Genomic DNA, 13,093 nt, shown 5'->3' with positions numbered 1-13,093 from the left:
AAATTACAACGTCCTTTTTCAAAAAGGACTATTCTCATTAAAACGAACGATCAACAAATGAGTTTATTTAAAAAGATTTTTTCAAAAGAAAAAAAGGAAACTCTGGATAAAGGGCTAGAGAAGAGTAAAAGCAGCTTCTTTTCTAAAATGAGCAAAGCCGTTGCCGGTAAATCTAAAGTCGACGACGAAGTTCTGGACGATTTAGAAGACGTACTAGTAAGCAGTGATGTAGGAGTTGCCACAACTATAAAAATTATTAACCGTATTGAAGATCGCGTTGCTAAAGATAAGTATTTGGGAACCGATGAGCTTAACAAAATTCTGAGAGAAGAAATTGCCGGCTTGTTATCTGAAACCAACTCGGGTAATGCTACAGATTTCACTGTTCCCGATAAGAAACCTTACGTAATGATGGTTGTAGGGGTTAACGGTGTAGGGAAAACAACGACCATTGGTAAACTGGCCAATCAGTTTAAAAATCGTGGTTTAAAGGTTGTTTTAGGTGCAGCCGATACTTTTAGGGCAGCAGCGATAGACCAGTTACAGGTTTGGGCAGAGCGTACCGATGTACCTATTATAAAACAATCGATGGGAAGCGATCCTGCTTCCGTAGCATTTGATACGGTACAAAGTGCTGTGAAAATGGATGCTGATGTAGTTTTAATTGATACTGCCGGTAGATTACACAATAAGGTGAATCTTATGAAAGAGCTTTCTAAAGTGAAGCGAGTGATGCAAAAAGTAATACCAGATGCTCCCCACGAGGTACTTTTAGTTTTGGATGGTTCTACCGGGCAAAATGCTTTTGAGCAGGCGAAACAATTTACCGCCGCTACTGAAGTTACCTCTCTTGCTGTGACCAAACTGGATGGTACGGCCAAAGGAGGTGTAGTGATAGGTATTAGCGATCAATTCCAAATTCCGGTAAAATATATTGGTGTAGGAGAGCGGGTAGAAGACCTTCAGGTTTTTAACAAGTTTGAATTTGTAGATTCTTTTTTCAAATAATCTGCACCGTTTTATCGTTTTGAACTATTCTAATCGTTTGCTTAGTTTTTAGTAGGCTTTAGTAGCGTATTTCAGGCAAAATTTAAAAGTATTTTGTATTGCTTAATTTTTATGAAGAACTATTTTTCATGAAAATTCATGCTTTTTTCACAACTATTTTTCCAAAGAGATTTCACCCTAAATGAGATTTTGTTTAGAAAAATATATAAATAAACTAACCAATATTAACCAACTACCCCACATGAAAAAGATTTTATTCTTATGTAGTATTTTAGTCCTAATAGGCTGTAAAAATGAAGAAGAAAGTAGTAAGGACCCCCAAGAAATTGTGGTTTCTGACTCTACCGGAACCAGCGATTATCAGGGAGATGTAATGTTACAGTTTAAGGTTTTAGATTCTAAATATCTCGAAAAAAATATACTTTGGTCTCCTTTTGAAATTGAGCTTTATAAAGTCACAGAAAAGAAATATGACAGTTTAAAATCTATAATTCTCGAAAAATCAGTTTTAGAATTACAGAATGCAATAGCTGAAGAAGAACTTACCTACGAAGAACTTACCCTGTTTTATCTTTATAGAATGCGAAAACTGGATCGGGAAAACGATCTTTCTCTAAATGCTATTGTGGCCGTTAACCCAAATGTTCTAACCGAAGCCCGACTTAAGGACAGAAACTATAAAAATACCGAAAATAAAAGTCCGATTTATGGTATTCCGGTATTGTTAAAAGATAATATTAATACGGCTACAATGCCAACAACTGCGGGAGCTGTAGCACTGCAGGGAAATACAACTCCCAGTGCTTTTATTACAAATAAATTAGAAGAAAGTGGGGCGATAATTTTAGGGAAAACAAACCTTAGTGAATGGGCTTATTTTTTCTGTGAAGATTGCCCAAGTGGATATTCTGCGGTAGGTGGGCAAACCTTGAATCCTTACGGACGTAGAATTTTTGATACCGGAGGTTCAAGTTCTGGTAGTGCTGTAGCCGTAGCAGCTAATTTTGCTCCTTTAGCCGTGGGATCAGAAACTTCGGGGTCTATACTTTCACCATCAAGTCAGAATAGTCTGGTAGGATTAAAACCAACGGTTGGACTTTTAAGTAGAACGGGTATTGTGCCCATTTCAGAAACTTTAGATACACCCGGGCCAATAACCAAAACGGTTATGGATAATGCTATTTTGTTAAGTGCTATGGCGGGAAGAGATACATTGGATTCCAAAGTTTACGCAGATTCCATAAAAATACCTACAGATTATTATTCTGCTTTAACCGATACCACCAGTTTACGAGGAGTCCGATTAGGGGTGATCAAAGAACTTACTAAAGATTCTTTATATAATCGTGCCATCAACGAGCTTAAAAAAGTTGGAGCTCAAATCGTCGAATTTGAGGCTGAAGATATTGAATTGACTAACTTCCTTAGGTTGTTAGATCTTGATATGAGAAAAGATCTTCCAGATTATTTAGAACGTTACGCAAAAAGAGTAGCGGTAAGATCTGTGGAAGATATTATTGCCTTTAATATGGAAGATTCTGTACAGCGAGCACCATACGGACAGGCATTATTTGAAGGAATGGTGAAAGATACCGCTACAGCGGAAGAATTTCAGGCAATAAAAGATACGTTAAAAACACGTGGAAAGCGATTTTTTGATATTCCTATGCAAGAATATGAACTGGACGGTATTCTTTCTATAAATAATTATCATGCTGGTTTTGCTGCAGTTGCCGAATATCCCGCGATTACAGTACCAATGGGCTATGATGATATTGGAGAACCTAAAGGCTTAACTTTTATCTCTATTCCTTATTCCGAACAAAATTTATTACGCTGGGCGTATGCTTACGAGCAGGAATCACAGCAACGTAAACCACCAAAAGACTATTCTAAGTAATGGCACAACGATACCTGATTATATTCACTAAACTTATATTCATTTACTGCCTTTTTTATGTGATCATGAAAATACTAGCTGTTTTTCAGGGCGCATGGCTGTATGCGAATCTAATCATGGCTTTTCCGGTACTCATATTGGGCCTTTTAGGCGCTTATTTTGCAAAGTCGAAAAAGTATAACTGGTTGTATGTAATCATTTCAGCGCTACTTATCAGTATTATTAGGTATTACGAACAAGGTTGGTTATTTGGCTTGCACAATTATTTTAGCGCTTAAAACTTAACATCATATCGTTTTACAAGAAAAACCCATCTTAATGAAAGTTTAGATGGGTTTTTTATTGCAATTAATTTGCAGTAGTTAGTATCTTAGTGGCATTCTGAAAATTTAGCTAAATTAAATTCAAATTACTTTATGAGAAAATTGTACTTGCTGGTCATACTATTGCTTTGTAGCATGGCAGTTCCAGCCCAGGAAAATGCAAAATGGCTACGATATCCTTCTATTTCGCCAAATGGCAAAACTATTGTTTTTGGATATATGGGAAATCTTTATCGTGTGAGCAGCGATGGTGGTGTAGCCATAGCAATAACTACAGGAGATGCTTATGATATGCGTCCTGTTTGGAGTAACGATGGTAAAAGTATTGCCTTTGCCAGTGATCGCTATGGAAATTTTGATGTGTATACCATGCCTGCTACCGGTGGAACCCCTACAAGATTAACCTATAATAGTGCCAACGATTACCCTTATGATTTTACACCACAAGATGATAAAGTTCTCTACGGAAGTGGTCGCAATGCACCGGCATCGAGTGTAAGATTCCCTAATCCCGGATTATTTCAAAATTTATATACCATTCCTGTAAAAGGAGGAAGACCAGAATTACTTACTGCGGCGGGAGCCGAAGAAGCCCATTTCAGCAGTGATGGAAAACATCTGGTTTTTCAGGATAGAAAAGGCTACGAAGATGCCTGGAGAAAACATCATACTTCAGCAGTAACCAGAGATATTTGGTTGTACGATGTAGAAAATGATACTTACAAGAAAATCAGTGGTTTTGAAGGTGAAGATCGTGAGCCGGTTTTTAGTGCAGATGCTTCAAAAGTTTATTATCTGAATGAAAAAGACGGTACACAAAATCTTTATGTAAAAAATTTAAGTTCCGGTTCGGAAGAAAAACTGACTAATTTTAAAGATTTTCCGGTTCGTCACTTAAGTATTTCTGATAACAATACGTTGGCTTTTACCTGGAAAGGTGAGGTGTATACCATCAAGCCCGGAACTCAACCTAAAAAGTTAGAAATTAAAGTTCTGGACGATGCAGCTTTTGAAGCTATTAAAAATATGGATATCAATAGTGTAACCGAATTTGCGGTTAGTCCAAACAATAAAGAGATTGCTTTTGTAAATCGCGGAGAAGTTTTTGTAACCGGGGTGGACGATTCCCGTACAAAAAGAATTACCAATACTTCTACCCAGGAGCGTATGGTGAGCTGGTCGCCAAGCGGAAAAGAATTGATTTTTTCAGGGGAGCAGGATGGTAGCTGGAATGTGTATAAAGCGACTTTAAACCGTCCGCAGGAAGACTATTTTTACGCATCAACAATAATAGATATTGAGCCTTTGATCAATACCAATGCTGAAGAATTTCAGGCAAAGATTTCTCCAGATTCCTCCAAAATCGCCTTTATAGAAGAGCGGAATATTTTGAAGGTGATGGATCTAAAATCGGGCAAGAAAACAGTCATTCTTCCTGAAGGTAGAAACCATTCATATAGCGATGGAGACTGGTCTTTTCAGTGGAGTCCAGATAGCCGTTGGCTAATGGCAGACGATCAAAAAGGCTATTTTTTCCTTAACAACACAGCTTTGATTAAAGCCGATGGTAGCGGAGAAATATTTCATCCTGTAAATAGCGGATTTGGAGAATCTAATGCCAAGTGGGCGATGGACGGTAAAATGATGACCTATGCGAGTAGTCGTGAAGGTAGAAAATCGTTAGCACTACAGGGAAGTACAGAGCAGGATATCTATGCCGTATTTTTTGATCAAAAAGCTTACGATCGTTATACGTTGAGCGAAGAGGAATTTAAGCTTTTAGAAGAACGCGAGAAAAAAGAAAAAGAGGAGAAAGAAAAAGCTGAGGAAGACGATAAAAAATCAAAAAAGAAGAAAGAAGATAAAAAAGACGAGCCTTTAAAACTGAATTTCGATAATCTGGATATTCGTAAAGTAAAGCTTACGATAAATTCGGCCAGCATAAGTGATTATGTATTGAATAAAGATGCGAGTAAAGTTTTTTATCTGGCTTCTTTTGAAAAAGGCTATGATCTTTGGGTAACCGAGCCTAGAACAAGAGAAACTAAAATCTTAGCTAAAATGGGCGGTTCGCCAAGTGGAATCGAAATTAGTGAAGATAGTAAATCCTTATTCTTAAGCAATAATGGCCGTTTGGTAAAAGTAGATGCAGAAAGTGGCAGTGTAGAAAATATTGCTATAAACGGTGATATGGTGATAGATGCCGCAGCAGAGAGAGAATATATGTTTAACCACATGTGGCGGCAGGTAACCAAGAAATTCTACGATCCTGAAATTCACGGAATCGACTGGAAAATGTACCATGATGAATATGCAAAGTTCTTACCTCATATAAATAACAATTATGATTTTCAGGAATTGTTAAGCGAGCTTTTAGGCGAATTGAATGCGTCTCATACCGGTGGTCGTTATTATGCTTCAGGAGCTAACGGAGATCATACCGCTTCATTAGGTTTATTATATGATGAATCATATATGGGCGACGGAATTAAAATTTCTGAAGTGATTTCAGGAGGTCCATTAGATAATGCCAATAGCAAAATAAAAGCAGGTGATATTATTACTAAAATCAATGGTAAAACTATCAAATCTGATGAAAACTGGAATAAGTATCTAAATAACATTCAGGATAAAAATACGCTGCTAACGATGAAGAGCATGAATTCAACTTTCGAAGAAACCATAAAACCGGTTTCAGAAGGATCTATTCGCAGTTTAATGTACAAGCGATGGGTAAGAACCATGGAGCACAAAACCGATAGCCTTAGTGGAGGTAAATTAGGTTATGTACATATCCAGGGAATGAATGACGGAAGTTTTAGAGATGTTTTCGAAAATGCGCTTGGTAAGAATTTAGAAAAAGAAGGGCTTGTGGTCGATACCCGTTTTAATGGAGGCGGTTGGTTACATGACGATCTAAATACTTTTTTAAGCGGAGAGGAATATTTAAAATTCGCGCCACAGGGAGAAGTGATTAGTGGCGGTGAGCCTATGGCCCGTTGGACCAAGCCCAGCATCGTATTAATGAGTGAAGGAAACTATAGTGACGCTTTTATTTTCCCCTATGTTTACAAACAAAACGGAATTGGTAAACTGGTAGGAATGCCGGTAGCCGGGACCGGAACAGCCGTTTGGTGGGAAAGACAAATAGATCCTTCGATTGTTTTTGGTATCCCTATGGTGGCCACTATCGGTGCCGAAGGCGTGCCAACCGAAAATATGGAGCTACAACCAGATATCGAAGTAGCATTACCTTATAAAGAATTTTTAAATGGGGAAGATCCACAACTGCAAACCGCAGTAAAAGAACTTTTAAAAGAAACCGAATAATCTAAATTAACCCTAACCTAATGATCAAATTTTTAAAAAATAACTCGTTACCAGTACTGTTTATGCTGGTAACGGGTTTTTCTTCTTTTGCCCAAACAGTAAAAGAAAAAAGTCCGGCAGAATATGTAAACCCCTATATGGGCAATATCAGTCATATGTTGGTGCCAACTTATCCAACGATACACATGCCCAATAGTTTATTGCGTGTTTATCCAGAACGTTCAGATTATAATGGTGATCTGTTAAATGGGTTGCCATTAATTATTACCAGTCATCGTGGCAGTTCCGCATTTAATTTGAGTCCGTTTCAGGGAGAACTTTCAGCCATTAAACCGGTAGTTAAATTTAGCTATGATTTAGAGGAAATTCATCCTTACAGTTATCATGTTTATTTAGATGAGCAGGAAACTACGGTAGATTATGGATTATCATCACAGTCGGCCAAATATGCTATTAAGTTTGAAAAAGAAAAAGAAAGTCATCTCATTCTGAATTCAAGAAACGGCATGTTAGTCTGGGATGGTGAGGCCATCTCTGGCTATCAGATTATAGGAAATAACACCAAAGTTTATATCTATTTAATTCCGAAGCAAAAGCCCGAAAAAGTTCAGATTTTAGATGAAAATTCAAAACTAAGCTCAGGTACTAAAGCTGAAGGTAAAAATGCTAGTATCGTATTAAGTTTCCCAAAATCACAATCTAACTTAGAGTTACCTTACGGAGTGTCCTTTATTAATGAGCAACAGGCTAAATCGAATTATCTTAGAGAAATTAAAGGTAAAACAGTGGCCGATTTACAAGAACAAGGGAAACAAATTTGGGATGAAGCTTTAGGAAAAATACAGGTTGAAGGCGGCAGTGAAGCCGATAAAAATGTTTTTTACACGTCTTTATATCGTTCTTACGAGCGCCCGGTTTGTATTTCTGAAGAGGGAAGGTATTACAGCGCTTTTGATGGCAAGGTGCATCAGGATGATGGCAGACCGTTTTATACCGACGATTGGATTTGGGATTCGTACAGAGCGCATCATCCATTGCGTGTTTTGCTAAATCCTAAGCAAGAAGAAGATATTATCCATTCCTTTATTTTAATGGCACAGCAGATGGATCATAACTGGTTACCAACCTTCCCTGAAGTTACTGGAGACAGCAGAAGAATGAATTCCAATCACGGTGTTGCGACTATTTTAGATGCTTCAGAAAAAGGACTGGATCGTTTTGATTTAGAAAAAGCCTATCAGGCGTCTAAAGCAGCAATTACTGAAAAAACGCTGGCACCCTGGTCTGGTAAACCGGCTGGCCAACTAGATACTTTCTATAAAAACAATGGATTTATCCCGGCTTTAAGGGAATGGGAAGAAGAAACTATTTCTGAAGTTAGTGGCTTTGAGAAGCGCCAACCCGTAGCGGTAACTCTGGGAACAGCTTATGATGAATGGTGTCTGGCTGTTTTAGCCGATAAATTGAACCATAAAAGTGATCACGAGCGCTTTATAAAAGAAGCTCTAAATTATCGAAACCTGTTTAATAGCGAAACAAAATTCTTCCATCCTAAAGATGATAATGGGGAATTTATACAGCCGTTTGACTATCGTTTTTCTGGCGGCGTGGGAGCAAGAAATTATTATGGCGAGAATAATGGTTGGACATACCGATGGGACGTACAGCATAATATAGCCGATTTAATTGATTTGATGGGAGGTAGAGAAGCATTTGTAGAAAATCTGGATGCCACTTTTGCCGAGCCAATGGGTAGAGGAAAAAGAGAGTTTTATACACAATTACCCGATCAAACCGGGAATGTGGGTCAGTTTAGTATGGCTAACGAGCCTTCCCTGCATATTCCTTATTTATACAGCTATGCCGGTGCACCATGGAAAACCCAGAAACGCATAAAAAAACTAATCCATACCTGGTTTAGAAATGATTTTATGGGAGTTCCCGGAGATGAGGATGGCGGCGGAATGTCTTCTTTTGTGGTGTTTTCTCAATTAGGCTTTTATCCGGTAACGCCGGGATTACCCATTTATGTAATTGGGAGTCCGTTTTTTGAAAAATCTGAAGTGAAATTAGAAAACGGAAAAATCTTTACCATCATTGCAGAGAATTTTGCTGAAGACAATAAGTATATCCAAAGTGCGACATTAAATGGTGAAAATTGGGAAAAACCCTGGTTTACGCATAAAGATTTACAAAATGGCGGAACGTTAGTCTTAAAAATGGGCAAAAAAGCGAATAAAAATTGGGGAAGCAAACCTGAAAATGCTCCGCCTTCTTTCGAATTTTAGTATTTTATTCTATTAGATTCAGACCTTGCGTTTGTAAAACGTTCTTTTGAAACTTTGAAAACTGCCTTATGAAATTTTTTCCAAGGCAGTTTTTTTATATCCTGCAATAGTCTATTTTTAAGTTTTGCATTAAATATGAAACTAAGTTATCCCAGCAAAGTGTATTTAAACGGAGAATGGTTAAAGCCGGAAGCGGCGAAAATCTCTGTTTTTGATCGTGGTTTTTTATTTGGCGATGGCATTTACGAAGTCATTCCTTTTTACTGCGGAAAATTGTTCTTACTAAAAGAACATCTGGAAAGGCTACGATATTCTTTAAAAGAAGTCGAATTAAAATGCGATATTAGTGATTTTGAGGCACTAATTTTAAAAGCCATCGATTTGGCTGAATTAAACAAAGACGACGGGGCAATTTATATTCAGGTGAGTAGGGGAATGGCACCAAGAACACATTATTTTCCTGAAAGTTACGATGCCACCGTGCTCATGTACGCCTATAAAACCAATTTAAGAGGTTTTCAGGATCAATTTAAAGATGTGGTGGTGTCTAACGATTTGCGTTGGCATCGTTGCGATATCAAATCGGTTTCGCTAATGGCCAATATTTTGGCAAATACCGAAGCTAAGAAAGGTGGTTTTGCTGAAAATATAATGATTAGAGACGGTTTTTTTACGGAAGGATCACATTCCTCCCTGTTTTTTGTGAAAAACGATACAGTCTATACGCATCCCAACGGTAAATTCATTTTACCCGGAATTACCCGAAATTTACTTATAAAATTGTGTAAGGATAACGATATTGAAATTGTGGAAAAAGGACTTCCGGTTTCAGCATTAGATGAGGTTACCGAAGTTTTTATCACCGGAACCACTACGCAGATCACCGCAATAAAAAACCTTCATTTTCCAGACAAAATTGTTCATTTTGGAGACGAGATTGGGAAAGTGACCAAAAGACTTCAGCAATTATTTTCCGAAGAGGTAAAGAACCAAACGGGAGTAGATATAGATTGAGTTTAAAAGTTCAAAGTAGAAAGTTCAAGGATTAAGTTATATCATATCCTTTTCAAATAATCTATTTTCAAATTAATTGTATAGTCTTGTTTCCTGACTCTTGATTCTTGAATTCTCCGTTAAAGCAGTGACAAAATTCCCAGTGATCAGAAATTACGAAAGACCTAAAATCTTATTTACTTTCCAGAACTCCTTGTTTTTTCAGGATCGATAATACTTGATCTACAGGTAATTTTTTTATCTGATGGCCTTCGTATCCGGTCATATCTTCAGCCATAAACAAACTATTAATAATGGCTTCTTCTGTTGCTTCATTGGCAGCCATAAACAGCGGAGACATCCAATCGTTGGGAACGGTTTTCGTTTTATATAATGCTTTAGTTTGATGCGGAATTCGAACTTCTTCCGCAGTAGAAAAAGCAATGATATAATCCCCACTTCCGTTAGAGGCTATTCCGCCGGTTTGCGCCAGTCCCATAAACGCACGTTTCGCAAGGCGTTCTAAATTTCGATTGGTTAAAGGAGCATCGGTCGCTACCACTACCATGCAACTACCATCTACGTTATTTTGCAATTCATCTGAAAAAGCAAAATTCTTTAATTTTTCACCCATATTTACGCCGCCAATATCCAGAACTCCGCCAAAGTTTGTTTGTACCAAAACCCCTACAGTATAACCACCAAGCTTTTCTGGTAATTTACGAGAAGAAGTTCCTATTCCGCCTTTGTAACCAAAACAGATTGTGCCGGTACCGGCGCCAACATTTCCCTGCTTTGGCTTTTTGGAGTTGGCATTTTTTATGGCATTTAAAACATCTGCGGTAGCAACATGTTGCCCTCTAATATCATTTAGATAGCCATCGTTGGTTTCGCCAACAACGGCATTCACCGATCTTACATCTTCATTTCCCGGTAAATTAAGCGTATATTTTATAACCGCGTCAACAGCGGTAGCAACGTTAAGAGTATTGGTAAGGATAATGGGAGTTTCGATATTTCCAAGCTCAATTATTTGCGTGGTTCCTGCTAATTTTCCAAAGCCATTACCCACAAAAACCGCAGCTGGAACTTTATCCTGAAAAATATTGCCGCCATGGGGTAAAATTGCCGTTACACCGGTTCTAACAGAGTCTCCTTTAATTAATGTTGTATGACCAACTTTAACTCCGTTTACATCTACGATGCTATTGGTTTTTCCAACCGGCATTACGCCGGTTATAATTCCTAGATCTCGTGCGGTTTCCTGAGCATTAAGTGATAAACTTGCAATGAAAAGGAGTAAAATCAAAAAACGGGATTTCATGGTTTGTAATAGATTTTCTTAAAGATACGCTATTCTTAAAAATAACTTCTTTGTCTATAAAATAATCAAAAACTAAGATCGTTCTAGAAACTTAAGACCAAAAAACTCAATATATGTTAGATCGATTGTTTCTACGAAAACTAACACATAAAGGTAAAATCGCCTATTGGATTATTCAATTGGTATTAGATGCCCTTTTTATAGGCTATCTTTTTATTTTTATGGATTATGATATGGATCGTTTTGCGGGTGATGGTTACGGAATTGTAATTGCAGGCGTTATTGCTGCCATGCTTATTTCAGGAGTTATTTGCCTGGGACTATGGAAGAAACCTAAAGAAGAAATCAAATCTCAGGAAAATTAAAACGACAGAAAATAGCCTCAGCGCTAAATTTTGGCTGAGATCCTTAGTATTTCGTTCATCTTCACTACTTTTGCACTCCTAAACGAAGATTTTACATGAGGACTAAATCGCTAAAAAAGAACAGAATAAATGTAGTAACCCTTGGTTGTAGTAAGAATGTTTACGACAGCGAAGTGTTGATGGGGCAGTTAAAAGCGAATAATAAAGATGTTGTACACGAGCAGGAGGGAAATATTGTAGTGATAAATACCTGCGGTTTTATCGATAACGCCAAAGAGCAATCGGTGAATACCATTTTAGAGTTTGTAGAAAAAAAGGAGCAGGGCGATGTAGATAAAGTTTTTGTAACCGGCTGTTTAAGTGAACGCTATAAACCCGATTTGCAAAAGGAAATCCCAAATGTAGATCAGTATTTTGGTACGACAGAACTTCCCGGTTTACTAAAAGCTCTGGAAGCCGATTATAAGCACGAGCTTATTGGGGAGCGTTTAACTACCACTCCAAAAAACTATGCGTATTTAAAGATTGCTGAAGGTTGCGATCGTCCCTGTAGTTTTTGTGCGATTCCTTTAATGCGCGGTGGTCATAAATCGACACCCATCGAACATTTAGTTACTGAAGCTAAAAAACTAGCCGCAAACGGAGTGAAAGAATTAATTCTTATCGCTCAGGATCTTACGTATTACGGTCTTGACCTTTATAAAAAAAGGAATTTAGCCGAATTATTAGAGAATTTGGTGAAAGTAGAAGGGATCGAGTGGATTCGTTTGCATTATGCATTTCCAACAGGTTTCCCAATGGATGTGTTAGAGATCATGAAGCGTGAACCTAAGATTTGTAACTATCTTGATATCCCGCTACAGCATATTTCAGATGATCTTTTAAAATCGATGCGTCGCGGTACAACTCATAAAAAAACGACCGATCTTTTATATAAATTCCGTGAAACGGTTCCAGAAATGGCCATAAGGACCACGCTTATCGTTGGCTATCCTGGAGAAACAGAGGAGCATTTTCAGGAACTAAAAGAATGGGTTAAAGAAATACGTTTTGAGCGTTTGGGATGTTTTACTTATTCTCACGAAGAAAACACCCATGCGTATAATCTAGAGGACGATGTTCCAGATGAGGTAAAGCAGGAGCGCGCCAATGAAATTATGGAAATTCAGTCGCAAATTTCCTGGGAATTGAATCAGCAAAAGATAGGGGAAACCTTTAAGGTGATCATCGATAGAAAAGAAGGAAATTATTTTGTTGGGAGAACCGAATTTGATTCGCCCGACGTGGATAACGAAGTCTTGATAGATGCTACTGAAATTTACCTAAAAACAGGTGAATATTACGATATTAAGATCACCGATGCCGCTGATTTCGATTTATACGGCACACCATTAAATGCTGAAGCAAAGCCTACACGAAAAGAACTGAAAATAAAAACGGTATAGCTTTAAAAAATTAGTAAATGAAAAAGGATCGCATTATTTTATAATGCAATCCTTTTTTTGTTAATTATGGTCAAATAACTATAATTGAGTTTCGAAGTATGATGATGTTTAAAAATT

At 37.6% G+C, this 13,093-nt stretch carries 9 protein-coding genes; 8 read left to right on the top strand and 1 reads right to left on the bottom strand.

Annotated elements, in window-relative coordinates:
- Positions 1 to 57: 57 nt before the first annotated feature.
- From ftsY to L1967_RS04585, 6 genes are all read left to right on the top strand, one after another.
- A complete protein-coding gene (gene ftsY, locus L1967_RS04610) occupies positions 58 to 1,008 on the top strand; it encodes a signal recognition particle-docking protein FtsY (RefSeq protein WP_249600557.1) in 951 nt (316 codons plus the stop codon).
- A 241-nt stretch (positions 1,009 to 1,249) separates the two neighbouring features.
- Positions 1,250 to 2,908 (top strand): amidase family protein, encoded by a 1,659-nt coding sequence (locus L1967_RS04605; RefSeq protein ID WP_249600556.1) that lies wholly within the window; start codon positions 1,250 to 1,252, stop codon positions 2,906 to 2,908.
- A gap of 65 nt (positions 2,909 to 2,973) precedes the next feature.
- A complete protein-coding gene (locus tag L1967_RS04600; protein WP_249600555.1) occupies positions 2,974 to 3,186 on the top strand; it encodes a hypothetical protein in 213 nt (70 codons plus the stop codon).
- A gap of 138 nt (positions 3,187 to 3,324) precedes the next feature.
- The gene (locus L1967_RS04595; RefSeq protein WP_249600554.1) at positions 3,325 to 6,561 is read left to right on the top strand and encodes a S41 family peptidase; all 3,237 of its coding nucleotides are present in this window, start codon (positions 3,325 to 3,327) and stop codon (positions 6,559 to 6,561) included.
- A gap of 20 nt (positions 6,562 to 6,581) precedes the next feature.
- Positions 6,582 to 8,849 (top strand): GH92 family glycosyl hydrolase, encoded by a 2,268-nt coding sequence (locus tag L1967_RS04590; RefSeq protein WP_249600553.1) that lies wholly within the window; start codon positions 6,582 to 6,584, stop codon positions 8,847 to 8,849.
- 135 nt (positions 8,850 to 8,984) lie between these two features.
- Positions 8,985 to 9,863: an aminotransferase class IV gene (locus tag L1967_RS04585; RefSeq protein WP_249600552.1), complete on the top strand. Its 879-nt coding sequence runs from the start codon at positions 8,985 to 8,987 to the stop codon at positions 9,861 to 9,863.
- A gap of 172 nt (positions 9,864 to 10,035) precedes the next feature.
- On the opposite strand, the gene L1967_RS04580 is transcribed toward L1967_RS04585, so the two are convergent.
- Positions 10,036 to 11,151 carry a P1 family peptidase gene (locus L1967_RS04580; RefSeq protein ID WP_249600551.1) on the bottom strand — a complete coding sequence of 372 codons (1,116 nt, stop codon included), beginning with the start codon at positions 11,149 to 11,151 and terminating at the stop codon, positions 10,036 to 10,038.
- A 128-nt stretch (positions 11,152 to 11,279) separates the two neighbouring features.
- Between L1967_RS04580 and L1967_RS04575 the strand changes: the two genes are divergently transcribed.
- Together L1967_RS04575 and rimO are read left to right on the top strand one after the other, a co-directional pair.
- Positions 11,280 to 11,531, top strand: coding sequence for a hypothetical protein (locus L1967_RS04575; RefSeq protein ID WP_249600550.1), 252 nt, complete (start codon positions 11,280 to 11,282; stop codon positions 11,529 to 11,531).
- Positions 11,532 to 11,626: 95 nt separating this feature from the next.
- On the top strand, positions 11,627 to 12,976 hold the full coding sequence (gene rimO / locus L1967_RS04570) for a 30S ribosomal protein S12 methylthiotransferase RimO (protein ID WP_249600549.1): 1,350 nt from the start codon (positions 11,627 to 11,629) through the stop codon (positions 12,974 to 12,976).
- Positions 12,977 to 13,093 lie beyond the last annotated feature (117 nt).

This window comes from Zunongwangia pacifica, from assembly GCF_023499215.1.
Classification (GTDB): Bacteria; Bacteroidota; Bacteroidia; order Flavobacteriales; family Flavobacteriaceae; genus Zunongwangia; species Zunongwangia pacifica.
Note: the sequence above shows the minus strand (reverse complement) of the source record. Positions and strands in the feature narration are given on the sequence as shown.

What these genes read in the sequence shown, in the direction of transcription:
- ftsY (WP_249600557.1), top strand. Translation starts at nt 58, where the DNA reads ATGAGTTTATTTAAAAAGATTTTTTCAAAAGAAAAAAAGGAAACTCTG.
- L1967_RS04605 (WP_249600556.1), top strand. Translation starts at nt 1,250, where the DNA reads ATGAAAAAGATTTTATTCTTATGTAGTATTTTAGTCCTAATAGGCTGT.
- L1967_RS04600 (WP_249600555.1), top strand. Translation starts at nt 2,974, where the DNA reads ATGAAAATACTAGCTGTTTTTCAGGGCGCATGGCTGTATGCGAATCTA.
- L1967_RS04595 (WP_249600554.1), top strand. Translation starts at nt 3,325, where the DNA reads ATGAGAAAATTGTACTTGCTGGTCATACTATTGCTTTGTAGCATGGCA.
- L1967_RS04590 (WP_249600553.1), top strand. Translation starts at nt 6,582, where the DNA reads ATGATCAAATTTTTAAAAAATAACTCGTTACCAGTACTGTTTATGCTG.
- L1967_RS04585 (WP_249600552.1), top strand. Translation starts at nt 8,985, where the DNA reads ATGAAACTAAGTTATCCCAGCAAAGTGTATTTAAACGGAGAATGGTTA.
- L1967_RS04575 (WP_249600550.1), top strand. Translation starts at nt 11,280, where the DNA reads ATGTTAGATCGATTGTTTCTACGAAAACTAACACATAAAGGTAAAATC.
- rimO (WP_249600549.1), top strand. Translation starts at nt 11,627, where the DNA reads ATGAGGACTAAATCGCTAAAAAAGAACAGAATAAATGTAGTAACCCTT.